This is a genomic window from Rhodovarius crocodyli (assembly GCF_004005855.1).
GTDB lineage: Bacteria > Pseudomonadota > Alphaproteobacteria > Acetobacterales > Acetobacteraceae > Rhodovarius > Rhodovarius crocodyli.
Window position 1 is genome coordinate 107,116 of record NZ_SACL01000004.1, and the last position, 26,851, is coordinate 133,966.

24 protein-coding genes are annotated in these 26,851 nt (G+C 69.6%); 18 read left to right on the top strand and 6 right to left on the bottom strand.

Features of this window, described 5'->3' with window-relative positions:
* Positions 1-19: 19 nt before the first annotated feature.
* From EOD42_RS12570 to EOD42_RS12585, 4 genes are all read left to right on the top strand, one after another.
* A complete protein-coding gene (locus EOD42_RS12570) occupies positions 20-2,425 on the top strand; it encodes a DEAD/DEAH box helicase (protein WP_127787895.1) in 2,406 nt (801 codons plus the stop codon).
* Positions 2,426-2,528: 103 nt separating this feature from the next.
* Entirely contained in the window at positions 2,529-3,722 is a 1,194-nt protein-coding gene (locus EOD42_RS12575) for an acyl-CoA dehydrogenase (RefSeq protein ID WP_127787896.1), read from the top strand.
* A gap of 10 nt (positions 3,723-3,732) precedes the next feature.
* A complete protein-coding gene (locus tag EOD42_RS12580; protein WP_127787897.1) occupies positions 3,733-4,119 on the top strand; it encodes a DUF2721 domain-containing protein in 387 nt (128 codons plus the stop codon).
* A complete protein-coding gene (locus tag EOD42_RS12585; RefSeq protein WP_127787898.1) occupies positions 4,116-5,333 on the top strand; it encodes a class I SAM-dependent RNA methyltransferase in 1,218 nt (405 codons plus the stop codon). The genes EOD42_RS12580 and EOD42_RS12585 overlap by 4 nt, the downstream gene beginning before the upstream one ends.
* A 140-nt stretch (positions 5,334-5,473) precedes the next feature.
* Here EOD42_RS12585 and EOD42_RS12590 read toward each other — a convergent pair whose 3' ends face one another.
* Positions 5,474-6,409 carry a Bug family tripartite tricarboxylate transporter substrate binding protein gene (locus EOD42_RS12590; RefSeq protein ID WP_164867914.1) on the bottom strand — a complete coding sequence of 312 codons (936 nt, stop codon included), beginning with the start codon at positions 6,407-6,409 and terminating at the stop codon, positions 5,474-5,476.
* A gap of 315 nt (positions 6,410-6,724) precedes the next feature.
* Between EOD42_RS12590 and EOD42_RS12595 the strand changes: the two genes are divergently transcribed.
* Entirely contained in the window at positions 6,725-8,029 is a 1,305-nt protein-coding gene (locus tag EOD42_RS12595) for an LLM class flavin-dependent oxidoreductase (RefSeq protein WP_127787900.1), read from the top strand.
* Here the strand turns inward: EOD42_RS12595 and EOD42_RS12600 are convergent.
* On the bottom strand, positions 8,026-8,880 hold the full coding sequence (locus tag EOD42_RS12600; RefSeq protein ID WP_164867915.1) for an FkbM family methyltransferase: 855 nt from the start codon (positions 8,878-8,880) through the stop codon (positions 8,026-8,028). The genes EOD42_RS12595 and EOD42_RS12600 overlap by 4 nt on opposite strands.
* 111 nt (positions 8,881-8,991) lie before the next feature.
* Between EOD42_RS12600 and EOD42_RS12605 the strand changes: the two genes are divergently transcribed.
* Positions 8,992-9,957, top strand: a complete 966-nt coding sequence (locus tag EOD42_RS12605; protein WP_127787902.1) for an MBL fold metallo-hydrolase — start codon at positions 8,992-8,994, stop codon at positions 9,955-9,957.
* A 102-nt stretch (positions 9,958-10,059) separates the two neighbouring features.
* Here the strand turns inward: EOD42_RS12605 and EOD42_RS12610 are convergent, their stop codons facing one another.
* From EOD42_RS12610 to EOD42_RS12625, 4 genes are read right to left on the bottom strand one after another with little or no spacing between them, the layout of a single operon-like run.
* Positions 10,060-11,796, bottom strand: coding sequence for an ABC transporter transmembrane domain-containing protein (locus tag EOD42_RS12610; protein WP_127787903.1), 1,737 nt, complete (start codon positions 11,794-11,796; stop codon positions 10,060-10,062).
* Positions 11,793-13,130: a M48 family metalloprotease gene (locus tag EOD42_RS12615; RefSeq protein ID WP_127787904.1), complete on the bottom strand. Its 1,338-nt coding sequence runs from the start codon at positions 13,128-13,130 to the stop codon at positions 11,793-11,795. The genes EOD42_RS12610 and EOD42_RS12615 overlap by 4 nt, the downstream gene beginning before the upstream one ends.
* 4 nt (positions 13,131-13,134) lie before the next feature.
* Positions 13,135-13,710, bottom strand: a complete 576-nt coding sequence (locus EOD42_RS12620; protein ID WP_206020344.1) for a LemA family protein — start codon at positions 13,708-13,710, stop codon at positions 13,135-13,137.
* Between the two features lie 9 nt (positions 13,711-13,719).
* The gene (locus tag EOD42_RS12625) at positions 13,720-15,207 is read right to left on the bottom strand and encodes an ABC transporter substrate-binding protein (protein WP_127787905.1); all 1,488 of its coding nucleotides are present in this window, start codon (positions 15,205-15,207) and stop codon (positions 13,720-13,722) included.
* A gap of 53 nt (positions 15,208-15,260) precedes the next feature.
* Here EOD42_RS12625 and EOD42_RS12630 point away from each other — a divergent pair, with 53 nt between their 5' ends.
* The 12 genes from EOD42_RS12630 to EOD42_RS12685 are packed head-to-tail and all read left to right on the top strand — an operon-like array spanning position 15,261 to position 26,851.
* A complete protein-coding gene (locus EOD42_RS12630; protein ID WP_127787906.1) occupies positions 15,261-16,385 on the top strand; it encodes an NAD(P)/FAD-dependent oxidoreductase in 1,125 nt (374 codons plus the stop codon).
* Positions 16,369-16,653: a (2Fe-2S)-binding protein gene (locus EOD42_RS12635; RefSeq protein WP_127787907.1), complete on the top strand. Its 285-nt coding sequence runs from the start codon at positions 16,369-16,371 to the stop codon at positions 16,651-16,653. The genes EOD42_RS12630 and EOD42_RS12635 overlap by 17 nt, the downstream gene beginning before the upstream one ends.
* Entirely contained in the window at positions 16,650-17,990 is a 1,341-nt protein-coding gene (locus EOD42_RS12640) for an FAD/NAD(P)-dependent oxidoreductase (RefSeq protein WP_127787908.1), read from the top strand. Before EOD42_RS12635 ends, EOD42_RS12640 begins: the two co-directional genes overlap by 4 nt.
* Complete coding sequence (locus EOD42_RS12645) at positions 17,987-19,108, top strand: NAD(P)/FAD-dependent oxidoreductase (protein ID WP_127787909.1); 1,122 nt, start codon at positions 17,987-17,989, stop codon at positions 19,106-19,108. The genes EOD42_RS12640 and EOD42_RS12645 overlap by 4 nt, the downstream gene beginning before the upstream one ends.
* Positions 19,105-20,064, top strand: coding sequence for an ABC transporter ATP-binding protein (locus EOD42_RS12650; RefSeq protein ID WP_127787910.1), 960 nt, complete (start codon positions 19,105-19,107; stop codon positions 20,062-20,064). The genes EOD42_RS12645 and EOD42_RS12650 overlap by 4 nt, the downstream gene beginning before the upstream one ends.
* A complete protein-coding gene (locus EOD42_RS12655) occupies positions 20,057-20,743 on the top strand; it encodes an SDR family NAD(P)-dependent oxidoreductase (protein WP_127787911.1) in 687 nt (228 codons plus the stop codon). The genes EOD42_RS12650 and EOD42_RS12655 overlap by 8 nt, the downstream gene beginning before the upstream one ends.
* Positions 20,740-21,015, top strand: coding sequence for a (2Fe-2S)-binding protein (locus tag EOD42_RS12660; protein WP_127787912.1), 276 nt, complete (start codon positions 20,740-20,742; stop codon positions 21,013-21,015). Before EOD42_RS12655 ends, EOD42_RS12660 begins: the two co-directional genes overlap by 4 nt.
* Positions 21,012-22,349 carry an FAD/NAD(P)-dependent oxidoreductase gene (locus tag EOD42_RS12665; RefSeq protein ID WP_127787913.1) on the top strand — a complete coding sequence of 446 codons (1,338 nt, stop codon included), beginning with the start codon at positions 21,012-21,014 and terminating at the stop codon, positions 22,347-22,349. Before EOD42_RS12660 ends, EOD42_RS12665 begins: the two co-directional genes overlap by 4 nt.
* Positions 22,346-23,479: an NAD(P)/FAD-dependent oxidoreductase gene (locus EOD42_RS12670; RefSeq protein WP_127787914.1), complete on the top strand. Its 1,134-nt coding sequence runs from the start codon at positions 22,346-22,348 to the stop codon at positions 23,477-23,479. The genes EOD42_RS12665 and EOD42_RS12670 overlap by 4 nt, the downstream gene beginning before the upstream one ends.
* Before the next feature lie 19 nt (positions 23,480-23,498).
* Positions 23,499-25,049, top strand: a complete 1,551-nt coding sequence (locus EOD42_RS12675) for an ABC transporter substrate-binding protein (protein ID WP_164867916.1) — start codon at positions 23,499-23,501, stop codon at positions 25,047-25,049.
* A complete protein-coding gene (locus tag EOD42_RS12680; protein ID WP_127787915.1) occupies positions 25,050-25,991 on the top strand; it encodes an ABC transporter permease in 942 nt (313 codons plus the stop codon). It abuts the gene before it with no gap.
* Entirely contained in the window at positions 25,988-26,851 is an 864-nt protein-coding gene (locus EOD42_RS12685) for an ABC transporter permease (RefSeq protein ID WP_127787916.1), read from the top strand. The genes EOD42_RS12680 and EOD42_RS12685 overlap by 4 nt, the downstream gene beginning before the upstream one ends.

Consider the following 26,851-nt stretch of genomic DNA (forward strand, 5'->3'; position numbering starts at 1 on the left):
TGCTTGCGGAGTTGTGCGCATGGGCGCATATGGCGGGCGTCGCGGGGCGGGAAAGCCTGCCCCAGCCGCATCGGGCGCCGCCTTCGGGGCCGCGCCCCCACGGCAACAGGCAGTCATCCCTCCGGTGGTTCCGCCACCCTCTGTGCAAGACGAGTTTGCATTGACCCAGGACATCGCCCACGAGGCCGAGGCCAGCGTGGACACCCAGACCGAGACCCAGGCCCCCGTCGCCGAAGTCACTCCCGTCCAGGAAGCCGCCGTTGCGGAAGAAGCCGCGCCGGCCGAGCCTGAACCTTCCCCCGAGCCGGTCGCGGAGGAGCCCAAGCCGCTCTTCACCGACCTGGGCCTGGGCGAGAAGCTGCTGCAGGGCATTCATGAGGCGGGCTATGTCCACCCCACGCCCATCCAGCACCAGGCCATTCCCTATGTGCTGATGGGCCGCGACGTGCTGGGCTGCGCCCAGACGGGCACCGGCAAGACCGCCAGCTTCACCCTGCCCATGATGGAGATCCTGGCCGGTTCCCGCGCCAAGGCCCGCATGCCGCGCAGCCTGATCCTGGAGCCGACGCGCGAACTGGCCCTTCAGGTCGCCGAGAACTTCGTGAAGTACGGCAAGCACCTGAACCTCAACCATGCGCTGCTGATCGGCGGTGAGAGCATGGACGAGCAGAAGGCCGCGCTGGAATCGGGCGTGGACGTGCTGATCGCCACCCCGGGCCGGCTGCTCGACCTGTTCGATCGCGGCCGCATCCTGCTGGCGGACTGCAAGATCCTGGTGATCGACGAAGCCGACCGCATGCTGGACATGGGCTTCATCCCGGATGTGGAGCGCATCGTCTCTCTGCTGCCGCAGATGCGCCAGACGCTGTTCTTCAGCGCCACCATGGCGCCTGAGATCCGCAAGCTGGCCGATGCCTTCCTGTCTAACCCGAAGCAGATCACGGTGTCGGCCCCGGCTTCGGTCGCGACGACCATCACCACCGGCCTGTGCTACGTGCAGCGCCAGGACAAGCGCGAGGCGCTGCGCCGCCTGCTGCGCACGATGGATGTGCAGAACGCGCTGATCTTCTGCAACCGCAAGGTCGACGTCGACATCCTGTACAAGTCGATGAAGAAGCACGGCTTCAAGGTCGGCGCCCTGCATGGCGACCTGGACCAGTCGGTGCGCTTCGCGACGCTGGCGGCCTTCAAGGCCGGCACGCTGCAGTACCTGGTGTGCAGCGACGTGGCTGCGCGCGGCATCGACATCGGCGGCCTGTCGCATGTGTTCAACTTCGACGTGCCGATCCACAGCGAGGACTACGTCCACCGCATCGGCCGCACCGGCCGCGCGGGCCGTGAGGGCGTGGCCTATACCCTGGCCGAGCCCGATGACGTGCGCTTTGTCACGGCCATCGAGAAGCTGACGGGCAAGGAGATTCCCCGCGTCGTGATCGAGGGGTTGGACCCCGTGACCGACGAGGAGCTGGCCGAGGCCGCGACCCGCAAGGGCCGTGGGCGTGGCGGGCGCGACCAGGGCCGCGAAAAGGGCCGTGACGGCGGCCGCCGCGAAGGCGGGCGTGACCGTGACGGCCGTGGCCGCGACCGGGATCGCCGAGAGGACCGCCCCCGCGAGGATCGTCCGCGTGACGAGCGCCCCCGCCGGGAGGACCGCGCGCGCGACGAGCGCCCCCGTGAGGACCGCCCCCGTGAGGAACGCCAGCGCGACGATCGCCAGCGTGAGGATCGTCCCCGCGAGGAGCGCTTCGCCCGTGACGATCGCCCGCGCCGCGAGGACCGCGCGCGTGACGAGCGCCCCCGTGAAGACCGCCCGCGTGAGGACCGCACCCGCGACGACCGCCGCCGCCGCGACGATGATCTGGGCCCGCCGGTGCGTGGCTTCGGTGACAGCATCCCGGCCTTCATGTTCCTGGGCATCAAGCGCGAGGAGCTGCGCCGCCAGCCCAAGCCCCAGGCTGAAAAGCGTGAGGCCGAGAAGCGCGACGCCGAGTCCAAGCCCAAGGTGATCGAGATCCAGGCGGCCGAGCCGCCGGTGACGATCGAGCCCGAGGCCGTGCCCGCGCCGGTGGCCGAGGCGCCCGCGATCGAGACCGTGGCGCCGGTGGCCCCCGTGGCCGAAGCCCCGGTGGAGGCGCCTGCCGCCGAGGTGCCGGTTGCTGAGACCGCGATGACGGAAGCCCCCGTGGAGGCCCCAGTGGAGGCCGTTACGGAGGCCGAGGCCCCCGCCAAGCCCAAGCGCGCGCCCCGCAAGAAGGCCGAGCCCGCGGCGAAGCCCGCCAAGGCCGCCGCCAAGCCCAAGGCCAAGGCTGCGGCACCCGCCGAGGCCGCGCCCGCCGAGGAAGCCGCCCCGGCCAAGCCGAAGCGCGTCCGCGCGCCGCGCAAGCCGAAGGCCGAGGCCCCGGCCGAGACGACCGAAGAGGGTTGACGCCCCTTGCGGCGGGGCCAGCCCCCGCCGCACATTGCCCGCTTCGCAGCCGGGCGCCATAAAGACGTCCAGACCTTAACTGGCCCATCTTGAGGACACCGCCATGAACGCCATCCATCCCGTCGCCCGTGCCAGCTTCCAGTGGGACGATGCCCTGCTGCTCGATGAGCAGCTGACGGAAGATGAGCGCATGATCCGCGACGCGGCCCGTGCCTTCTGCCAGGACCGCCTGATGCCGCGCGTGCAGGAAGCCTTCCGCAAGGAGCACTTCCACCGCGAGATCATGAACGAGTTCGGTGAGCAGGGCTTCCTGGGTGCCACGCTCGAAGGCTATGGCTGCGCCGGCGTGGGCTATGTCTCCTACGGCCTGATGGCGCGTGAGGTCGAGCGCGTGGACAGCGGCTATCGCTCCGCCTTCTCGGTCCAGTCCTCGCTGGTCATGTACCCCATCTATGCGTTCGGTTCCGACGCGCAGAAGGAAAAGTTCCTGCCCAAGCTGCGCACCGGCGAATGGGTGGGCTGCTTCGGCCTGACCGAGCCCGATGCCGGCTCCGACCCCAACTCCATGCGCACCCGCGCGAAGAAGGTCGACGGCGGTTATCTGGTGTCCGGCTCCAAGACCTGGATCACCAATTCCCCCATCGCCGATGTCGCGGTGGTGTGGGCCAAGGACGATGAGGGCATCCTGCGCGGCTTCCTGCTGGAGCGCGGCATGAAGGGCCTGACCTTCCCCAAGATCGAGGGCAAGTTCAGCCTGCGCGCCTCCGTCACCGGCATGATCATGATGGACGACGTGTTCGTGCCCGAGGAGAACAAGCTGCCGGGCGTGAAGTCGCTGGCCGGCCCCTTCTCCTGCCTCAACCGCGCGCGCTACGGCATCGCCTGGGGCGCGCTGGGCGCCGCCGAGGATTGCTGGCACCGTGCCCGCGACTACACCATGAACCGCAAGATGTTCGGCAAGCCGCTGGCCCAGACCCAGCTGATCCAGAAGAAGCTGGCCGACATGCAGACCGAGATCACGCTCGGCCTGCAGTCCGTGCTGCGCGTCGGCCGCCTGTTCGATGAGGGCAAGGTGGCGCCGGAGATGATCTCCCTGGTCAAGCGCAACAGCTGCGGCAAGTCGCTGGATATCGCCCGCGTGGCGCGCGACATGCACGGCGGCAACGGCATCGTGGACGAGTATCATGTGATCCGTCACATGGTGAACCTCGAGACGGTGAACACCTATGAGGGCACGCACGACGTGCATGCCCTGATCCTGGGCCGCGCGCAGACCGGCCTCAACGCCTTCGGCTGAGACTGAGGCGGTGCAGCCGTTGCAGGCGGTGGAGCAGGCGATCGGTCTCGCGCTTGCTCCGGCCTTCCTGCTGACGGCTGCGATGACGGCCCTGAACGCGCTGACGACCCGTCAGACACGCATCCTCGATCGCATGTCCGATACCGCGGCTCAGGGGCCGGTCCTAGACTGGCTGCAGCGGCGGGCGCATTTCGCCCGCCGGGCGGTTCAACTGGCGGGGGTATCCGCCCTGCTGGTGGCAACACAGATCATGTTCGGCTTCATCCTGGCACTGACCGACGCGCAGAGCGGCACGGTCCTGGCCCTGCTTCTGGTGGGCGGCATGCTCGCCTTCATCGCCGCCATGCTGTGCATGCTGACGGAAACCATCATGGCGGAACGGGGGCCGGGGCTGTGAACCGCACCATCATCGCGGTCGGTGCAGAGGGTGACGGGCTGGCCCGCGCCGCGGACGGCCAGGTCAGCTACATTCCGAGCACCCTGCCGGGCGAGGAGATCGGCCCCGACGGCACGCGGCTGAACGACAGCCCCGAGCGCGTGGAGCCCCCCTGCCCGCATGTCGATGCCTGCGGCGGTTGCCGGCTGCAGCATTGGTCGCTCTCTGCCCAGGCCGACTGGAAGCGCGCCCGCGTGGCCACGGCCCTGTATCGCGCGGGCTTCGACCTGCCGGTGACCATGGCCCATCAGAGCCCGCCGCATTCGCGCCGGCGTGCGGATTTCGCCATCCGCCGTGCGAGTGATGGCAGTGTCATGCTCGGCTTCCATGGGCCGGACGGCGTGGTGCCTGTGCCGGAATGCCAAGTGGTGCGGCCTGAGATCATGGCGCTTCTGCCCGGCCTGGCCACGGTGCTGCGTTCGCTGACCGCGCTGCGGCGTGAGGGCGATGCGGTGATCAACCTGCTGGAGACGGGCCCCGACATCCTGCTGAAGCTGGACGGCAAGCCCGGCGTGCCGGACCACGAGCGCCTGGCCGCCTATGCCGGCGCCAACGGCATCGCGCGCGTCGCCACCCAGCACGGCGTCGCGGCCCAGGTAAAGCCGGTGCGGCATCACTTCGCCGGCGCTGCCGTCACGCCCCAGCCCGGCGCCTTCCTGCAGGCGACCGAGGGGGCGGAAGCCGCGATCGTCGAGGCCGTGCTGGCTGGTTTGCCGGCCAAGCTGCCGCGCGGCTCGGTGGTGATCGACCTGTTCGCGGGTCTCGGCACGCTGAGCTTTCCCATCGCGGGCCGCGCCCAGGTTCAGGCCTTCGAGGGCGAGCCCGAGGCGGCGGCCGCGCTGATCGCCGGCGCCAAGGCCGCCGGCGGCCGGGTGAAGGGCATCAGGCGCGATCTGGCCCGCCAGCCCCTGTTGCCCGCTGAGGTGAAGACCGCGCGCGCCGTGGTGCTCGACCCGCCCTTCGCCGGCGCGAAGGAGCAGGTGGAGCAGCTGGCCCGCGCCAAGGCTCCGCCGCTGGTCTATGTCTCCTGCAACCCGGCGGCGCTGGAACGCGATGCCCGCATCCTGGCGGGTGCGGGGTACAAGGCGGTCTCGGCGGTGGCGATCGACCAGTTTCTGTGGTCGCCGCATGTGGAGGCGGTGGTGGTGTTTGTGCCGCCGAAGGTTGCGCGTTGAAGGTACGTTCTTTTTTGTAAAAAAGAACCAAAAAAACTTTTGAGAGTCAGATGATTGTACCGGTGGTTAAGTACTGCCTTCACCACCAGGGCCAATAGATAAAGTGTTTTTGCTTCTTTTTCTTCAGAAAAAGAAGATAATCAATTCATCCGCGCACCGGAAACACGCACCACCTCGCCCCACTTCACATATTCGCTGCGGGCATAATCGCGCAGCTCCGTGGGTGTGCTGGTGGTGACCACGCCGCCCAGATCCGCCAGCGCACGCTGGGTGGCGGGGTCTTCCAGACCGGCCGCCACGGCGCGGCGCACCGCCTCCACCTGGTCCGCGGGCGTGCCCGGGGGCGCGTAGATGGCGTACCAGCCCTCCGCGATCACATCGCGCACGCCGGCCTGTTCCATGGTGGGCACATCGGGCAGCGCGCCGATGCGGCTGGCCGAGGCCAGTGCCAGCGGCTTGAAGCTGCCGCTGCGGATGTGCTGCATCACCACCGGGATATCGACCAGCAGCATGTCGATCTCACCCGCCAGCATGGCGGTCACGGCCGGCGCGCCGCCGCGATAGGGCACATGCAGGATGTCGATGCCCGCGCGCATCTTGAACAGCTCACCGGCCAGATGCAGCGTGGAGCCGATGCCGGTGGACCCGAAGGTCAGCTTGCCCGGCTGGGCGTTGGCTGCCGCGATCAGCTCCTGCACGGTGTTGGCGGCCACATGCCTGCCCACCACCAGCAACTGCGGCGTGCGCACCAGCTGGGTCACGGGCGTCAGGTCGCGCTCGACGTCATAGGGCATGCTGGGCAGCATGTGCGGCATTACCGCCAGCGCCCCGGCCGAGGCCATGACCAGGCTGTGCGCGTCGGGCCGGCTGCGGGCGATGTTCTCCACCGCCAGCACGCCGGAGGCACCGGGGCGGGTGTCGATCACCATGGGCTGGCCCAGCCGCGCGCCGATCGGGCCGATGATGATGCGGCCGATCGTGTCCACCGTGCCGCCCGGCGGAAAGCCGATCACGAGCCGCACGGGGCCGGTCGGGAAGTTCTGCGCCTGCGCGGGCGCCGCCATTGCCGTGGCCATCAGGCCGGCCAAACCACTCCGTCGCGTCAGCATTGTCTCAGCCCCTTCGCCGAATTGCGCTGCGCCGCGCGCTGCTTCCCAACCCTTCCGGCATGCGCCCGCCCCGGGACGGTTCCGCTGCCGATGACGGAGCAGAGGCTATGTGGGGTTTGAGTGCATTTCAACGGCAATTTTTGAATGGGTGCAAAAAGACCCGCCAGAAATGGCGGAATGGCGCGGGTAGATTTAATGGGATTGCAGTCGTCGCGCGTTTAACCCCATAGTGAATTGAAGCGCGCTGTATGCGCCACATCCGCTTCCAGGAGCCTCGCCCGCATGTCCTCGCCTCGTCAGATGCATCTCGGCTGCTTCATCCTGGCGGCGGGCCACCATATCGCGGGCTGGCGCATGCCCGAGGCGGAGGCAGGGTCGGAGAACCTCGACCTGGTCGTGCGCGTTGCGCAGAAGGCCGAACAGGGCAAGTTCGACCTGGTCTTCCTGGCCGATGCGGTGAACACCCGGCCCGACATGCACCCCTCCATGGTGCTGCGGCTGGAGCCGCTGACCCTGCTGGCCGCGCTGTCCATGGTGACGAAGAACATCGGGCTCGCGGCCACCGCCTCCACGACCTACACGGAGCCCTACAACCTCGCGCGCTACCTGGGCTCGATCGACCACATGAGCGGTGGGCGCTGCGGCTGGAACATCGTGACGGGCGCCTTCGCGGATGCGGCCAAGAATTTCGGCCGCGAGAAGCACCCCGAGCATGACGAGCGCTACGCCATGGCCACCGAGTTCGTGGCATGCGTGAAGGCGCTGTGGGACAGCTGCGAGGACGGTATCTGGCAGCTGGACAAGGCCGCGGGCCGCTTCATCGATGCCGCGAAGATGCACACGCCGGGCTTCGAGGGGAAATACTTCTCCTCCAAGGGCCCGCTGAACATGTCGCGCATGCCGCAGGGCTATCCGGTGATGATCCAGGCCGGCGCGTCCGAGGCCGGGCGCGACGTGGCGGGCCGCATCGCCGAGATCGTCTATGCCGTGCACCAGGACATGGGCGCCTCCAAGGCGTTCTGCGACGACCTGAAGCGGCGCGCGGTCTCCTTCGGCCGTTCACCGGACCATATCAAGATCATGCCGGGCGTCAGCGCCGTCATCGGCGGCACCGAGGCGGAGGCCAAGCGCAAGCTGGAGGAGTTGGGAGAATGCGCCGACCCCAAGGTGGCGCTGCAGGTGCTGGCGGAGCGGCTGGGCCATGACCTGACCGGCTATGACCTGGACGCGCCGGTGCCCGATCTGCCGCCCAGCGGCATCATGCGCGGCCATGCCGAGACGCTGCAGGCCCTGGCGAAGAAGGACAGGCTGACCCTGCGCCAGCTGCGCAACTTCGTCGCCGCCAGCATGGGCCACCGCCTGATCGTCGGCACGCCGGAGCAGGTGGCGGACGGTTTGCAGGAATGGTTCGAGGCCGGGGCCGCCGACGGCTTCAACATCATGCCGCCCTGGTTCCCCACCGCCTTCGACGATTTCGTGGACCAGGTGGTGCCGATTTTGCAGAAGCGCGGCCTGTTCCGCCAGGAATACACCGCCAGCACCCTGCGCGGGCATCTGGGCCTGCCGCGCCCGGAATGGGGCGGCTAACCGGGATCCTGCCGCGACAGCAGGATGTCGCTTTGATCGATGTTCGCCAGCGCCTCCATGTCCAGCGGCTCAAGCCGGAAGGGGCGCGTGAAGGGCAGGCGAAGGGGCCTGCCGATGATCTCCCAGGCGCGAAAGCCCTGGCGCGCCAGATGGCGCATCTCCTCCATCGGATCGCCATGGTGGCGCAGCATGCCGGGCAGCCATTCCATGACAATGTTGAGGCCCGGCGAGCGCTCGATGGTCTGCCGCGCGCCGCGCAGGGCCATGCCCTCCGCGCCTTCGATATCGAGGCGCAGCAGGTCGAGCGGGGGTGAGCCGGCGAGTGCCGCATCCAGCGCCGTCGCGCGTGCCGTGATGGAGCGGCTGTAGACCGCATTCGCGGCCGACTGCGACACATGCCCGCTGCCACGGTGGCTGACATCCTGCAGCAGCGTCAGCTCCACTTCCTCATGCCAGAGCGCCGTCTCGTGCAGCGTTACCTGCGTGACCAGCCGGTTGAGGCGCAGATTGGCGCGCAGCACGGTGTGGAAGTCCGGCATGACCTCGAAGCTGTGCAGCCGGCCGGCGGGGCCGATGCGGTCTGCGATGGTCAGCGTGTGCCAGCCGATATTGGCCCCGCCTTCGGCCGCATGCTGGCCGGGGCGCAGGAGATGCTTCAGCAGCCCGCCCAGATGAGGTTCCCAGGCGCCATTATGGGCCAGGCCGATCCCCACCGACAGATCGTCGGCCATCGTCACCAGAAGCATGCCGTTGCGCGCAATCAGGCTGCCGTAATTCGGGCCGAGCAGGACAAATCTCGTCCCCAGCAGATTCGCCCTGACGGCGCGGCTGGCACGAAGCAGTTTATGCATATCCATCAAGGGATTGCTACTTGCAGCCTCCGGGGGGCGTCAACGCAACTTTTTCTTTCGGCCGCCGCCCCCATGTGACATGGGTTTCACGACCAGAACGGGAGAACCGCCATGCCGATCCTCCGACGTGCCGCGCTTGCGGCCCCTGCCCTCCTGACCCTCGCACAGGCCATGCCCGCAGACGCACAGACCCCCGCACCTGCATCCCAGCAGGCCCCCGGCTTCTACCGCTTCAAGGTGGGCGGCTGGATGATCACCACCGTCCATGACGGTTTCTTCCGGCGTCCGCTGGAGGGCTTCGTGCGCAATGCCTCGATCGAGGAAGTGCGTGCGGTGGCCGCCGAGAGCTTCCTGCCGCCGGACCAGCTGACCATCACCTTCACCCTGACCTTCGCGCAGAAGGGCGATGTGCTGGCGGTGTTCGACACCGGCAACGGCGTGACGGCGGCGGGGGCGACCAACGGCCGCGCCATCGCCAACATGGCCGCCGCCGGCATCGACCCGACCAAGGTCACGCATGTGATCTTCAGCCATTTCCACGGCGACCATGTGAACGGCCTGCTGAACGCTGAGGGCGGCCGGGCCTTCCCGAATGCCGAGATCATCGTGCCCACCCCCGAATGGGCCTGGTGGACCGACACGACGAACGAGACGCGCAGCCCCGAGGGCCAGCGCGGCCAGTTCGCCAATGTGCCGCGCCGCTTCGCGCCCTATCAGGGCCGCGTGCGCCAGATCGCGGCGGATGCCGAGGTGCTGCCGGGCATCACCGCCCTGCCCGCCCCGGGCCACACGCCCGGCCACACGATCTACCGCGTCTCGGACGGTGCGGATCAGCTGGTCTTCCTGGCCGACATCACCAACCGGCCCGAGATCATGACCCGCCGGCCGGAATGGCAGATCGTGTTCGACTTCGACGGCAATCAGGCCGCCGCCACCCGCCGCCGCGTGCTGGACATGGTGGCCACCGACCGCATCCGCGTCACGGGCTATCACTTCCCCTTCCCCGCCAACGGCTATGTGGCGCGTCAGGGGCAGGGATTCGTCTTCGTGCCGGCGGAATGGTCGAGCGCGGTGTAACCAACCGCGCGCCTCGCGCGAAACACCGATTGCCACCGGGTGGGCGCTGCGCTGCGCCCCACCCCCTTGTTTGCCGCAGGCGTGGGGCCTGCCCGGTGGCGCCTATTCCGCGATGAACTGCAGCGCGGCCAGCCGGGCATAGAGCCCGCCCTCCGCCATCAGCGCCGCATGGGTGCCGCTCGCGACCACCCGGCCCTGGTCGAGCACCAGGATGCGGTCCGCGCGGCGCACGGTGGCCAGGCGATGCGCCACCACCAGCGTGGTCCGGCCTTCCGACAGCCTCTCCAGCGCCTGCTGCACGGCGCGCTCGCTCTCGGCGTCCAGCGCGCTCGTCGCCTCATCCAGCAGCAGCACCGGGGCATCGCGCAGGATGGCGCGGGCGATCGCGAGCCGCTGCCGCTGACCGCCCGAGAGCGAGACGCCCCGCGCGCCCAGCTCCGTCGCGTATCCCTGCGGCAGGGCCGAGATGTAGCCATGCGCTGCTGCCGCCTCGGCCGCTGCCTGCACCTCGGCGTCACTGGCCTCGGGGCGGCCGAAGCGGATGTTCTCGGCCACGGTGCCGGAGAAGATCACCGGCTCCTGCCCCACCAGCGCGATGCGGGCGCGCAAGGCCTCCGGTGCCGCGTCGCGCAGATCCATGCCATCCAGCAGGATCCGCCCGCCCGCGGGGTCATGGAAGCGCAGCAGCAGCTTCAGGATGGTCGTCTTGCCCGCGCCGGAGGGGCCGACGAGCGCCACCGTCTCCCCCGGGGCCACCTGGAAGGAGACGTCGTCCAGCGCCGCCCCGCGCCCGGCATAGGCGAAGGAGACATGCTCGAAAGCCACCTCGCCGCGCGCGGGCGGCAGGGGCCGGGGCGACGCGGGCGGGGCGATCTCGGCGCGGGCCTCCAGCAGTTCACCCAGCCGGTCAGCGGCGCCGGCCGCGCGCTGGATCTCGCCCCACACCTCGGAGACGGCAGCCGTGGAGCTGGCCATCAGCACCGCATAGAACACGAAGGCCGACAGCTCACCGGCCGACATCCGCCCCGAGAGCACGTCATGCCCGCCCACCCACAGCGCGAAGGTGACGGCGCCGAAGCCCAGCAGGATGACGGCCAGGATCAGCGCGGCACGCGCCGAAATCCGGCGGGAGGCAGCGCCCACGCTTTCCTCGACATTGGCGGCGAAGCGGGCGCCGATGCGGGCCTCGCTGGTGAAGGCCTGCACCGTCTCGATGGCGTTGATCGATTCCTCGGCGGTGGCCGCGACATCGGCCACGCGCTCCTGCGCGGTGCGCGACAGCCTGCGTTCACGCCGGCCGAAGATCAGCAGCGGGGCCACGACCAGCGGCACGACGCCGAGCGCGATGGCGGCCAGCTTCACGCTGGTCAGCACCAGCATGGCGGCGGCCCCGATCCCCATCAGCGTGTTGCGCAGCGCCATGGAGACGGCGCTGCCCACCAGTGATTGCAGCAGCGCGATATCGGCCGTCAGCCGCGACAGGATGTCGCCGGTGCGATGGGTGGCATACCAACCCGGCGAGAGCGTCAGCACATGGCGGAACACATTGGTGCGCAGGTCGGCCGCCACGCGCTCTCCCAGCCAGGTGATCAGCCAGTAGCGCCCGGCGCTGGCCAGGCCGAAGCCCACGCAGAGCCCGAACATGCCCAGGCCCGTGGCATCCAGCGCAGCGGTGCCGCCGGAAAACCCCTCGTCGATGAAGCGTTTCAACCCCTGTCCCAGGCCCAGCAGCATGGCGGAGGACACGAGCAGCAGCGCCAGCGCGCCGAGCGCGCGCGGCAGATACGGGCGAAGCCAGGGCAGCAACAGCCCCAGCGCCGCCAACGGTGCGCGCGTCATTCGGGCTGGTTCTTCCTGGCGCGCATCGACGCGATCTCATCGGCATAGCCGGAACGGGCGGGCGGCGCGGGCGCGGGCGGTGGCTCCGGGGCGGGCGCGGGCTTGGCGGCGGGCGGTTGCGGCTGGCCGCCGCCCAGCACGGGCGGCAGGCCCGGAATGCCGCCCGGCGGCAGGGGCTCGCCGGTCAGGATCGCGCCGGGGATGGTGGCGCCGGACGCGCCCCAGGGGCCGCGACGCGGCTTCTCGGTACGGGTGGCGTCGGGGTCGGGTTCGGTGGTCTGGGTCACCGGGGGTACATAGGTGCCCGGATCGCGTCCGCCAGCCACCTTCACCAGAACGCCCACCCGTTCCTCGATCGGCGGGTGGGTGGGCCAGAAGGAGGCGCCCTTCGTGCCCGCCGCGTTTTCCAGCAGCATGGCCTGCACCTGGCTCGGCAGGCCGGGCATGGCGGCGTGGCCGTCGATCTTGCGCAGCGCGGAGATCATGGCATCCGGGTCGCCCGTGATCTGCACGGCCCCGGCATCGGCCAGGATCTCCCGGTTGCGCGACAAGGCCAGGCGCAGCATCACCGACAGCGTGCCCGCGATCACGACGATCACGATGCCGATGATGACGATGATGATCGCGCCGGAATTGTTGGAATTGGAGGAACGGTTGCTGCTGCGGCTGCTGCCGCTGGAACGGCCCCTGCCCCAATCCCAGCTGCCGCCCCCGCTGTCGCCGGTGCTGCTGGGCGTCACACCCGAGAAGTTCCGCCAGATAACGTCGAAGCCCAGCGTGATGATGCCGGTGAAGACGGCAGCGATCACGGCCAGCCGGGCATCGCCGTTGCGGATATGCGTCAGCTCATGCGCGAGCACGGCGGTCAGCTCACGGTCGTCCAGCCCGTCGATCAGCCCGCGCGTGACGGTAATGTTGCCCTTCTTGCGCTTCAGGCCCGAGGCGAAGGCGTTCATCGCCTGGCTCTCGATGATGCCCAGGCGCGGCATGGGCTCGCCGCGCGCGATGCACAGCGTGTCCATCAGGTGCCACAGTCGGGGTTCTGCCTCCAGCGTGGCTTCCCGCGCGCCGGAGACCCAGTCGATGATCCGCTGGTTCAGCGCCCAGGCGATGGCGAACCAGATGGCCGAGACGATGACGGAGAACGCCACATAATAGGGCAGCTTCTTCCAGGCGACGCGGAAGGCGAGAGCCACACCGCCCGCGTCGTAGGACATGATCATCGACAGGCCGAAGGACAGCACCACCAGCAGCACCGGGAAGCCCGCCAGCAGCAGGATGGTCTTCCAGTTGTTGTTCCACACATGGGTGGACAGGCCGATGGTGCCGAACATCGGTTTAGAACTGCACCTTGGGGGCGGCGTTCACCACCGCGCGCTCTTCCTCCGGGATCTCGAAGAAGGCGCGGCTGCGGAAGCCGAACATGCCCGCGATCAGGACGGCCGGGAACTGCTCGATGGCCGTGTTGAACTCGGCCACTGCGCTGTTGAAGAAGCGGCGGGCGGCCGCGATCTTGGTCTCGATGGTCGAGAGCTCGGTCTGCAGCTGGGTGAAGTTGCTGTTGGCCTTGAGGTCCGGATAGGCCTCGGACAAGGCGAACAGCTGGCGCAGCGCACCGTTCAGCTGGCCTTCGGCCTTGCCCGCGGCCTCGGGGCCCTGGGCGGAGACGGCGGCGTTGCGCGCCTTGATCACGGCTTCAAGCGTGCCGCTCTCATGCTTGGCATAGCCCTTCACGGTCTCGACCAGGTTGGGCACCAGGTCGTGGCGCTGCTTCAGCTGCACGTCCACGTCCGACCAGGCCTGGTTGGTGGTCTGCCGCAGGGCGACCAGCCGGTTGTAGATGCCGATGAAGATGATCGCGACCAGGACGATGATGCCGACGATCACCGCCAATGTAATCAGGACTGCGGTCATGGTTCCCCCTCAGCGCAGGCGCGTTTCGTGTGTGATGGCGGGGGCGAGATTGAGCGCCCCGGTCAGTTCATAGCCCAGCTCGACATTGCTCCGCCTCACCCAAACTTGTCGTAAATCGAATAAAGGCACCGAACATGCCGCATCCGTGATCTTGCGCTGGGCCTCGGCCCAGAGCGCGATCTGGCGGGCGCTGTCGGTGGCGGTGCGGGCGGCCTCGATCTCGGCATCGGCCGCCGCGCAATGGGCGAAGTTCAGGCTCATGGTCGGGCGGCCGGGGGCGGCGGCAGAGTGATAGAACTGGCTGAGCCAGGCATCGGCCACCGGGAAGCGCGCCGCGCCATAGAAGGTGAGCTGCGAGAGGTCCTCGCGGATGCGCTGGTGGTAGGTCGCGTGCTCCACCACATCCATCTCGAGGCGGATATTGGCGCGGCGCAGCTGGGCCTGGATCACCTCCATGATCGGCAGCTGGGCCGAGATGGAGGAGACGACGGCGCGCAGCGTGATGCCGTTCGGGTGGCCGGCCTCGGCCAGCAGCGCGCGGGCGCGGGCCTGGTCGAAGGCGGGGCGCGTGATGTCGGCGCTGCCGAGATAGCCGGGCGGCACGGGCGCTGCCCAGGGGCGGGCGACCTCGGTGCCCACGAAACGGGAAATGGCATTCACGTCCAGCGCATGCTGCACCGCGCGCCGGACGCGGATGTCGTTCAGCGGCGGGGAATTGCCGTTGATCAGCAGGGTGCGGAACTCACCGGGGCCGAAGATGTGCACGGTGGTGTTGGGCAGACCGCGCATGCGCTCCACCCAGCGCTGCTCGCGCCGGCCGGTGATCAGGTCCAGCTCGCCCGCCTGATAGGCGAGCTCACGCGTCTGGTCGGAGGGAATGTAGCGCACGTCGAGCTCACGCAGCGCCGGGCGGCCGCGCCAGTGGCGGTCGTTGGCGACCATGCGCACCCGGCCGGAGATCGCGCTCTCGATCCGGAACGGCCCGGTGCCGAGACCTGCCTCGTTCACGATCATGCCGCCATGGTAGTTGGCGAACAGGCCCATCACGCCGGGCACGGGTTCCTTCAGCGTCACGCTCAGGGTCAGCGGCCCGGTGACGTCGATGGCCGAGACCGCCCGGTAATCCGCGGCGAAGCTGGAGCGCGTGCGGTCCATGGCGCGCCGCAGAGAGGCCGCCGCGACCTCGGCCGTGAGGGGGCTGCCATCCGAGAACACCACATTCGGGCGCAGGGTGAAGGTCAGCGTCAGCCCGTCCGGGCTGGTCTGCACGCGCTCGGCCAGGTCGGGCTCGACGGCGGCGGGGTCGGCGCTGCCGGGCGGGAAGCGCAGCAGCCCGTCGAATGCCCAGGCGGCGGTGCCCTTGTCCTGGCTCGTGGTGGCGCGGTGCGGGTCCAGGCTGCCGATCTCCTGGCCTATCACGCCCACGCGCAGGGTCTGGGCACCGGCGCCCAGACTGGCCAGGGAAAGTGCAGTTGCGAACAGCAGCTTGCGGATCATGCGTTGGTCTCCTGGCTTGCAGGATGGCGCGCAACACTTCACGCTCGCAAGTCATGGAGGCTTACGAGATCGCCGTCATAGGCGGGGGCATGCTGGGCAGTGCCATTGGCTGGGGCTGCGCGACCCGTGGGGCGCGTGTGGCCGTGCTGGATGGCGGCGATACGGCATTGCGCGCCGCCCGGGGCAATTTCGGCCTCGTCTGGTCCCAGGGCAAGGGGGACGGGCTGCCGGCCTATGCCGCCTGGACGCGTGCGTCGCTCGATGCCTGGCCCGCGCTGGCGGAGACGATTTCGGGCCTTATCGGGCGCGATTGCGGGCTGCGGCAGCAGGGCGGGCTGAACTTCTGCCTCAGCGATGCCGAGTTCGAGGCGCGGCGCGCCATCGTCAGCCGCCTGCACAACCAGGGCGCGGACACGCTGCGCATGGTCGACCGGAAGGAACTGCAGGCACTGATGCCCGGCTGCCGACTGGGTGAGGCGGTGGTGGGCGCGAGCTATGAGCCGCGCGACGGCCATGCCGACCCGCTGTCGCTGCTGCAGGGTTTCCATGCCGGGTTGCGCGCGGCCGGTGCTGCGCATCTGCCGGGGCCGGAGGTCGTGCGCATCGAGGCCGGCCGCCCCTATGTGATCCATCGCGCGGACGGCGCGCGGGTGATGGCGGAGAAGATCGTGATCGCCTGCGGGTTGGGCACGCCGCGCGTCGCGGCCATGCTGGGGGCCGATATCCCGGTCCGCCCCGTGCGCGGCCAGAACATCGTCACCGAGCGCCTGCCGCCGATCCTGCCCCTGCCGGCCTCCGCCATTCGGCAGACCGTGCACGGCACGGTGCAGATCGGCGTGACCCAGGAAGACGACGGCGACCCGACGCCCTTCACCACCACCGCGCACATGGCCGGCATGGCTGCGCGCGCGATCAGGGTGCTGCCCGAACTGGCGCAGGCCCGCGCCTTCCGCGCCTGGGGCGCGCTGCGGCCGATGACGCCCGATGGTTTCCCCGCCTATGCGGAGCTGGACGGCCACCCGGGCGCCTTCGTCGCCTGCTGCCATTCGGCGGTGACGCTGGCGGCCATGCACGCCGGCCCGCTGGCCGAAGGGATCATCGCCGGGCGCCTGCCCGACGCCGTGAAAGACCTACACCCGAGCCGTTTCGCCAGGGGCCAGAATGTTCAAGCGCACTGAACCCACCGATTGTTCCATCACCTGGCAGGGCCAGGCCATCCCGGCCCGCGCGGGTGAGCCGTTGGCCGCCGCGCTGATCGCAGCCGGCATCACGCAGTTCCGCACCACCGTCGTCTCCGGCGCGCCGCGCGCGCCCTTCTGCATGATGGGCAGCTGCTTCGACTGCCTGGTGGAAGTGAATGGCGAAGCCAATCGCCAGGCCTGCATGACGCTGGTCACCCCCGGCATGGCCGCGAACCCGATGCAGCCCGAGGTCGTCGGCGCATGATCGACCTGCTGATCCTGGGTGCTGGCCCCGCCGGCATGGCCGCCGCCATCGAGGCGAGCCGCCTCGGCCTCTCGGTGCAGCTGCTGGACGAGAACGCGGCCCCCGGCGGACAGGTGCACCGCAACGCCCGCGCCGATGCGCGTGGCCCCGGCGACATCCAGGCCCATGCCGGCGCGAAGCTGATGGCCGAGCTCGCGGCCAGCGGTGCCGACTGTGTGTATGGCGCAACGCTCTGGGCCATCGAGCCCGGGCCCACGGCATTCTATTCGGTGAACGGCGCGGCCCGGCGGGTGGAGGCGAAGCGGATCATCCTCGCCCCGGGTGCCACCGAACGCGCCCTGCCCATCCCCGGCTGGACCCTGCCGGGCGTGATGGGGGTGGGTGCCGCGCAGACGCTGCTGAAATCCGCCGGGCTGGTGCCGCAGGGTGAGGTCTGGATCGCGGGCCAGGGGCCGCTGCTGTGGCTGTATGCCGCGCAGGCGCTGGCCAAGGGCGGGCGGATCGCGGGCATCCTGGACATGTCGGACCCCGGGGCCTGGCGCCGCGCGGTGTGGCGGTTGCCCTGCGCGCTGCGCAAGCCGCGCTACCTGATGCTGGGCCTGTCCTGGATGCGCGCGGTCACCAAGGCGGTGCCGGTGCATTGCGGCCGGGCCATCCGCGCCCTCGGCACCGACCGGCTGGAAGCGATCGAGATCGACGGCGTGCGCCACGCCGCCGACACGCTGCTGCTGCATGACGGCGTGGTTCCCAACACCCAGATCACCCGCGCCATCCAGGGGCTGCGGCACGAATGGAATGAGGCGCAGCGCGCCTTCCGCCCGGTGCTGGACGAATACGGCCACACCAGCGTCGCCGGCGTGATGGTGGCCGGTGATTCCGGGGGCATCGGCGGGGCCTGGGCCGCCGCGCTGTCGGGGCGGATCGCGGCCATCGGTGCTGCCTGCGACCTCGGCCTGTTCGGGGTGGAGCAGCGCGACGCGCTGGCCGGGCCGCTGATGCTGCAACGCGGCGATGAGCTGGCCCCGCGCGGCTTCCTCGACACCCTGTACGCGCCCCTGCCCGTCCCCGCGGCGGCGGACACCATCCTGTGCCGGTGCGAGGAAGTGACGCGCGGCACCATCGACAACGCGGCGCAGCTCGGCTGCCTCGGGGTCAATCAGCTGAAGGCCTTCACCCGTGCCGGCATGGGTGCCTGCCAGGGCCGCACCTGCCACCCGCTGATCCACGCCGCCATGGCCGAGGCCCGCCACGCCCCGGCCGCTGATATGGAGGCGATGCGCACGCGCTTCCCCACCAAGCCGCTTACGATCGGTGAGCTGGCGGCGCTGGCGGAATGAAGCAGGCGCTGATCATCGGCGGCGGGCTGCATGGGCTTTCGACCGCGCTGCACCTCGCGCGGCGCGGGGGGTGGCGGGTGCGCGTGCTGGAACGCCGCCATGTCGGGCGCCATAGCTCGGGCGTGAACGCGGGCGGCGTGCGGCGGCTGGGGCGGGATCTGCGCGAAGTCGGGCTGTCGGTGATCGCGGCCGAGATGTGGGACAACCTTCCGCGGATCGTGGGCGATGACGGCGGCTTCCGCCCCTTCGGCCAGATCAAGCTGGCGGAATCCGACGCCGACATTGCCAAGCTCGAAGCCCGTCAGGCCGCCACCCACGCGCGCGGCTGGACGCATGAGGAAATGATCGACCGGGATGAGGTGCTGCGCCTGCTGCCCGCCGTGTCGGGGCATGTGCGCGGGGCGATGATCGTGCGCGGCGACGGCTCGGCCAACCCCATGCGCACCGTGATGGCGTTCCGCCGCGCGGCGCAGGAAGCGGGGGTGGAGATCATCGAAGGCATTGCGGTGAATGGGATCGGCACCACCGGTTCAGGCACCCTTGTCGTGGAAACCGATCGCGGCCCCATGCAGGCCGACCGCGTGGCCAATTGCGCGGGCGCCTGGGCGAGCGGGCTCGCCGCCGGCATCGGGGAGCATATCCCCACCAACGCCAAGGCCAGCATGATGATCGTGACGGAGCGCCTGCCCTTCTTCTGCCTGCCGACGGTCGGCAGCGCGGCGCGCGCGCTTTCCTTCAAGCAATCCGAGGTCGGCACCGTGGTGATCGGCGGCGGGCACCAGGGCGCGAACGACATCGCGACCGAGACCTCCAGCCAGAACCTGATGAACCTGGCGAAGGCCGCGCGCATCGCGGCCGAGATCTTCCCCATCGTCGCCGGCGCGCGGATCATCCGCAGCTGGACCGGTATCGAGGCCCGCACCCCCGATGAGGTGCCGGTGATCGGCGAAAGCGGCGTGATGCCCGGCCTGTTCCATTCCTTCGGCTATTCGGGCCACGGCTTCCAGCTGTGCCCCGCCGCCGGGGCCGCCGTCGCCGAGTTGATGGCCCAGGGTTCCACCAACATGCCGGTGGCTGAATTGTCGCCCGCCCGTTTCCAGCAGAAGGCCGCCGCATGACCGCCGCCCTTGAAGTGCGCGGCCTGCGCACGGAATTCCGCATCAACGGCACCTGGCGGGAAGCGGTGGCCGGGGTCTCCTTCACGCTCGCCCCGCGCGAGACACTGGCACTCGTCGGTGAATCGGGCTGCGGCAAATCCGTCACCGCCATGTCGGTCATGGGCCTGATCCGCCCGCCGGTGGGGCGCATCGGGGGTGGGCAGGTGCTGCTGGAAGGCGAGGATATCGCCACCCTGCCCGAAGCCCGGATGGAGAAGATCCGCGGGTCGCGCCTGGGCATGGTGTTCCAGGAACCCATGACGGCGCTGAACCCGGTGATGACGGTGGGCGACCAGGTCGCGGAATCTCTGGTCATCCATAAGGGGATGTCGCGGTCCGCCGCGCTGGAGAAAGCCCGCGCGCTGTTCGAGGAGGTGAAGATCCCCTCCGCCGCCACGCGGCTGAAGGACTACCCGCACCAGTTTTCCGGCGGCATGCGCCAGCGCGTGATGATCGCCCTCGCCATGGCATGCGAGCCCGCCGTGCTGCTGGCCGATGAGCCGACCACGGCGCTGGACGTGACTATCCAGGCCCAGGTGCTGGGGCTGCTGGCCGATGCGCAGAAGGCGCGCGGCATGGCCATGCTGTTCATCACCCACAATCTGGGCGTGGTGGCGCAGATCGCCGACCGGGTGGCGGTGATGTACGCGGGCCAGGTGGTGGAAACCGGCACGGTGGCCGAAATCTTCGCCCACCCCGCGCACCCCTATACCCGCGCCCTGTTCGGCGCGATCCCGCGCCTGACCGGTGAGCCGCAGCCGCTGTCGGCCATACCGGGGCGCGTGCCGCCGCTGGATGCCATGCCGGTGGGCTGCCGCTTCGCCGATCGCTGTTCCCTGCGCAGCCCCGGCTGCGAGAACCCCCAGTCGCTGCGCGACGTAGCCCCCGGCCATGAAGTGAGATGCCAAAATGCTTGATCCCAAGGGCCGTGTGGTGATGGTCAGCGGCGCGTCGCGCGGCATCGGGCGCGCGATCGCCGAGGAATTGCTCGCCCTCGGCTGCGAGGTGAGCGCGGGCGTGCGCGACCCGGGGCACGCGCCGACGGGCTGCTTCGCCTCTCGCTATGACGCCGTGGAGAATGCCAGCGCGAGCGCCTGGGTGGATGCCACGCTGTCCCGTTTCGGGCGGATCGACGCGGTGGTGAACGCGGCCGGCATCCTCGCCCCGGGCAGCTTCCTGCACGGTGAACTGGCGGATATCGAGGCCATGTGGCGGGTGAACACCATGGGCCCGCTGGTGCTGGTGCGCGCCGCCTGGAATGCGCTGGCCGCCGGGGGCACCGGGCGCGTGCTGACGGTCGCCTCCCTGTCGGGCAAGCGCGTCGGCAACGACAATGCCGGCTATCAGATGAGCAAATTCGCCGCCGTCGCGCTGACCCATTCCATCCGCAAGCAGGGCTGGGCGCAGGGCATCCGCGCCACCGCGCTCTGCCCCGGCTATGTCGCGACCGACATGACGACCAAGGCGACCTTCCCGCGTGAGGACATGACGGATGCGGCCGATCTGGCCGCACTCGCCTGCACCGCCATGCACATGCCCAACAATGCCTCGGTCGCCGAATTGCCGGTGAATTGCCGGGCCGAGGACATGCTGTGATTCCGGTCCGCCTCGTCGATCAGGCCCGTCCCGAAATCGGCTTTTCCGTCGATGGGCAGGCCGTGACCGCGCGACAGGGCGACACGCTGCTGGCGGCGATCCTGGCGGCGGGGCTCGGGCGCGTGCGCACCAGCGAATTCGGTGACGGCCCGCGCGCGGGCTTCTGCTGGATGGGGGCCTGCCAGGATTGCTGGCTGGTGGTCGAGGGGCTGGGCGCGCGGCGCGCCTGTTCCACCCTGGCCGAACCCGGCATGAAGGTGATCCGCCGATGAGCGTGGTCGTGGTCGGTGCCGGCCCCGCCGGCGTGCGCGCGGTGGAAAGGCTGGTTGAGGCGGGCATCCGCCCGATCTGGATCGAGGAGTCGCCCGACGGCGGCGGCCGCGTGTTCCAGAAACCCCCGCCGGGTTTCTCGCGTGACGCCAAGGCCCTGTACGGCGCGGATGCTTCTCGCGCGGCGGCCATCCACGCCACCGTCGCGCGGCTGCGTGCGCAGGTGGATTGGCGCCCGGGCACGCTGGTGTGGAACCTGCGCCCCGGCCCCCGCCTGCTGAACACCCAGGGCCCGGACGGCACCAAGGCCGAGGTCGCGTATGACCGCGTGATCCTGTGCACCGGCGCGATGGACCGTGCCCTGCCCATCCCCGGCTGGACCAAGCCGGGCGTCACGGGGCTGGGCGCGGCGCAGATCGCGTTGAAGGCGCAGGGCCTGGCCATCGGGCGGCAGGTCGCGCTGTGCGGCACCGGCCCGTTGCTGCTGCTGCTGGCCTGGCAGTTGACCAAGGCGGGCGCGCCGCCCGCGCTGGTGCTGGAAAGTGCCGGTTGGGCGCGGACGCTGCGCGCCGCCCCAGGCCTTGCCTGGAACCCGGTGGGGGCGCTGCGCGGCCTGGCCTGGCGCGCGGCGCTGCGCCGGCGCGGCGTGCGCATCCGGACCGGCGCCTTGCCCCTGCGCGTCGAAGGCACCGACAAGGTCGAGGCCCTGGTCTGGCGCGACGCGCGCGGTGAGCACCGCACCGAGGTCGATGGCGTCGCCATCGGCTATGGGCTGAAGCCCGAGACGCAATTGGCCGATCTGGCGGGCGTGCCTTTCAGCTTCGATGGGCTCCAACGCCTGTGGCTGCCGGAACGCGACCGTGCCGGGCGCACCGCCGTACCGGGGGTGTATCTGGCGGGCGACGGGGCCAGCATCGGCGGCAGCGTGGTGGCCGAACTGGCGGGCACCCGCGCGGCACTGGCCGTGATCGAGGATGCGGGCGGGCATGTCGATCCGCTGGAGACCGACATGATCCATCGCCGCCTGTGGCTGGAGGCGCGCTTCCGCGCCGCGCTGGAACGCGCCTTTCCCTATCCGGCCGAACACGCCGCCGCCATGCCGGATGAGACGCTGCTGTGCCGGTGCGAGGCCATCACGGCGGGCGAGCTGCGCGGCACCGACGCGCCCGAGGTCAACCGCGGCAAGGCCTTCACCCGCATCGGCATGGGCCGCTGCCAGGGGCGCGTCTGCGGCCCGGCCGGGGCTGAGGTACTGGCCGCCGCGCGCGGCTGTGACATCCGCGATGTAGGCCGGCTGCGCGGGCAGATGCCGGTGAAGCCGGTGGTGATGGCATGAAGGCCGACGTTCTCATCATCGGTGGCGGTGGTGCGGGGGTTTCGGCCGCGCTGCACCTGGCCAAGCGCGGCACCCGCGTGGTGCTGCTGGAACGCGGGCTGATCGGTGGCCAGGCCAGCGGCGTGAACCATGGCGGCGTGCGTCAGCAGGGCCGCCACCCGGCCGAGATCCCGCTCGCGATCCGGTCCCGCCGCCTGTGGTCCAACATCCAGGAGCTGTGCGGGGCGGATGTAGAGTTCGACCCCTGCGGCCACCTGAAGCTGGCCCGCAACGCCGAGCAGGAGGCCGACCTGCTGCGCTGGAACGAGATGGCGAAGGGCTATGGCCTGGAGACCACCATGTTCGGCCGCAACGCCATCCGCGCCGACTACCCGTATTTCGGAGAGGCGGTGATCGCGGGCTCCCTGCTGGCCGACGATGGCTCGGCCAACCCGCGCCTGCTGGCGCCGGCACTGGCGCGCATGGCCCGCGCGGCGGGGGCCACGCTGCTGGAAAACCACAAGGTCGAGGCCATCGAGGCGGGCTTCCGCGTGCTGGCCAACGGCCAGGAATTCACCGCGCCCATCCTGCTGAACACGGCGGGCTTCTGGGGCGGGGCGATCGCCGCCCAATTCGGGGAGCCGGTGCCCGTCGAGGCCCTGAACCCCAACATGCTGGTGACGGAGCCCCTGCCCTTCTTCTGCCCGGTGAACGTCGGCGTGGTGGGGGGTGATGTGTACCTGCGCCAGATTTCGCGCGGCAACGTCATCTTCGGCGGCGGGCGCGGTGAGAGCGATCCGTCCCTGCCGCGGTCCCGCCCGCTGCCGGAACCGGGCTTCCTGGCGATGCAGAAGGCCGTCGAGATCATTCCCCGCCTGGAAGGCGCGCTGATCATCCGCAGCTGGACCGGCATCGACGGCGGCATGCCCGATGCGCTGCCGGTGATGGGCTGGTCGCGCACCACCCCGGGCCTGCTGCACGCCTTCGGCTTCTCCGGCCACGGCTTCATGCTGGGCCCGGCCGTCGGCGAGATATTGAGCGAGCTGGTGCTGGATGGGCGCACCGACATACCGCTCGAAGCTTTCGACATCGCGCGCTTCAACGGCCAGGATGGGCCGGAGCCCGATGTGTGGAAAACGCGTCTGGAATAAGAACGGGAGAGTGTTGGGAATGAAGACGAAGCTTCTGGCGGGTCTTGCCGCCATGATCCTGGGTGCTGCGCCATTGGCGGCGCATGCCCAGCAGGGCCCCACCCTGCGCGTGGGCATGGCCGCCCAGGATGTCGGTCGGCTTGACCCGCATTTCGCGGTCTCGACCATCGACCGCGTGGCCGTGGCCTGGATGTTCAACGGGCTGGTGCGCTTCCGCCCCGGTTCCATCAACCCCGCCGAGATCGAGCCCGACCTGGCGGAGCGCTGGGAAAGCAGCGAGGACGGCAAGGTCTGGACCTTCCACCTGCGTCGCGGCGTGCAGTTCCATGGCGGCTTCGGCGAGATGACGGCCGATGACGTGGTGTTCAGTCTGCAAAAGGCGGGCAATGCCGGCAGCTCTGCCTTCAGCGCCGATTACCGCGCCTTCCAGTCGGTCGAGGCGGTCGACCCCTACACCGTGCGCATCACCCTGCGCGAGAATGTGCCGAGCCTGCTCGGCCTCGTGACCAACTACTCGGGCGGCTACATCGTCAGCCGCCGCGCGGTGGAACAGCGCGGCGCGGATTTCGCCCGCAACCCGGTCGGCACCGGCCCCTTCGCGATGGAACGCATCACGCCCAACACCAGCGCGGAGCTGGTGGCGAACGCCCAGTACTTCCGCGGTGCGCCGCAGATCGGGCGGATTTCCTATCGCTTCATCCCCTCCGATGCCTCGCGCGATCTCGCCTATCAGAACCGCGAGCTCGACCTGAACTATGGCCGTGCCGACCAGACCTGGGTGAACCGCACCCGCCAGGTGCCCAACACCACGGTGGACGTGTTCGAACCCGGTGAGCTGACGATCCTCAGCCTGGATGTCAGCAAGCCGCCGTTCGACGACATCCGCGTCCGCCGCGCCTTCGCCCATGCCATCAACCGCCAGGAAATGGTGCGCTGGCGCGGGCCGGACGTCTCGCGTGAGGGGCAGTCGGTCGTGCCGCGCGGCTATCTCGGCTTCACCGCCGATAACGGGCTGCTGCCCTTCGACCAGGCCCGCGCCCGCGCCCTGATGGCCGAGGCCGGGCATGCCAACGGCCTGAGCGTGCGGGTCATCCACACCCAGCTGCCCGAAATGCTGAACGGCATGCAGGTGATCCAGCAGCAACTGCGCCGGGTGGGCATCAACCTCGACCTGCAGGTGGTCGAGCACGCGACCTTCCATCAACAGATCCGCCAGAACCTGTCCCCGCTGGTGTATTACGCGGCCGCGCGCTTCCCGGTGGCGGACATCTTCCTCAGCCAGTTCTTCCACAGCCGGTCCATCCCCGGCACGCCGACGGCGGTGACCAACTTCTCTCACTGCAATGTCGCCGACAGCCAGATCGACGCCGCCCGCGTCTCGACCAACCGCGAGGAGCAGCTGCGCCTGTGGGCCCAGGCCCAGCGACTGCTGGTGGAAAACGTCTGCGCCGTGCCGGTGATGGAGACGCTGCTGGTCTTCGCGCGCCGCAACAACCTCAGCTACGGCTATGAGCTGCGGGGTTCCATGAGCCTCGGCCCGCTCATCACCGAGCAGACCCGGCTGAACTGAATGATCGGCTTCGTCTTCCGGCGATTGATCGCCTCCATCCCCACGCTGCTGGCGGTGCTGACGCTCGTCTTCATCATCGTGCGCGTGGTTCCGGGCGATCCCGCCCTGGTCATTCTGGGTGACCAGGCGACGCCGGAAGCCGCGGCCGCTCTGCGCGCCCGGCTCGGCCTCGATGTGCCGATCCTGACGCAGTATGTGCGTTTCCTCGGCAATGCGCTGACGGGCGATATCGGCACCTCCATGGTGTCGGGCCGCCCGGTGTTCGAGGAAGTGGGCGCGGTGCTGCCCCACACCATCGACCTCACCATCGCCTCCATGATCCTGGGCATCGTCGTCGGCGTGCCCGTGGGCATCTGGGCCGCGCTGCACCGCAACGGCGTGATCGACGTGGCCGCACGGCTGCTGTCGCTGATCGGGCTTTCCTTCCCGGTCTTCGTCTCGGGCATCTTCCTGCTGATCGGCTTCGCGCTGCAGCTGCGCTGGTTCCCGGTGATCGGCCAGGCTGACCTGGGCGACTACGGCGACCGCATCCACAAGCTGATCCTGCCCGCCATCACGCTGGGCCTCGTCATGGCGGCCTACATCACGCGCGTGACGCGCAGCGCGATGCTGGCCTCACTCAGCGAGGACTACATCCGCACCGCGCGTGCCAAGGGCGTGCCCTGGCGGCGGGTGGTGTGGGTGCATGGGCTGCGCAACGCGTCGCTGCCCGTGGTCACCGTGGTGGGGCTCTATGTCGGCATCCTGATCGGCAATTCGGTGCTGACCGAAATCGTGTTCAACCGCCCTGGTCTGGGCAAGGTGATCGTGGGTGCGCTGAACCAGCGCGACTACACGATGCTGCAGGGGCTGATGGTGATCTACTGCTTCCTGATCGTGGTGGTGAACCTCATCACCGACCTTCTCTATGGCGTGCTGGACCCGCGGGTGAAGGCAGCATGAGCGCGACCCTTTCCCAGCCCTCGCCGCTGCGTCGCGCCGCCCAGCGCGCGCTGGCCAACCCCACCACCACCTTCGGCGCGGTCATCGTGCTGCTGATCGTGCTGGGGGCGGTGTTCGCGCCCTTCATCACGCCGCACGACCCGACCGAGCAGGACATCATTTCCCGCCTGCAGCCGCCGAGTGTGGATTACTGGCTGGGCACCGACCAGTTCGGGCGGGACATCTTCTCCCGCCTGCTCTACGGCGCGCGGATCTCGCTGGTGGTCTCGCTGGGTGCCATCGCGGTCTCGATCGTGATCGGCGGCGTGATCGGCATGATCTCGGGCTATGTGGGCGGCAAGTTCGACCTGATCGTGATGCAGGCGATGGACGTGCTGCTGTCCTTCCCCAGCCTGATCCTGGGGCTGATCGTGGTGGCGCTGCTGGGGCCCGAATTGGTGAACCTCGTCATCGCCATCGCGCTGACGGCGATCGCCCCCTTCGCGCGCATCGCCCGCGCGCCCACCATGGCGCTGAAGGAACGCGCCTTCGTCGAGGCCGGGCATGCGCTGGGCTACAGTCACGCGCGCATCATCTTCCTGCACATCCTGCCGAACATCCTGTCGGAGCTGATGGTGATGGGCAGCCTTTGGATGGCGACCGCGGTGCGCGTGGAGGCATCCCTGTCCTTCATCGGCCTCGGCGTGAAGCCGCCCACCCCCACCTGGGGCGGCATGACCCGCGACGGGTTCGAGAACATCCTGGATGCCCCCTGGCTCGCCATCTTCCCCGGTGTGGCCATCCTGCTGCTGGTGCTGGGGCTGAACATGGTGGGCGACGGGTTGCGCGACGCGACCGACCCCAAGCTGCGGAACGAATGA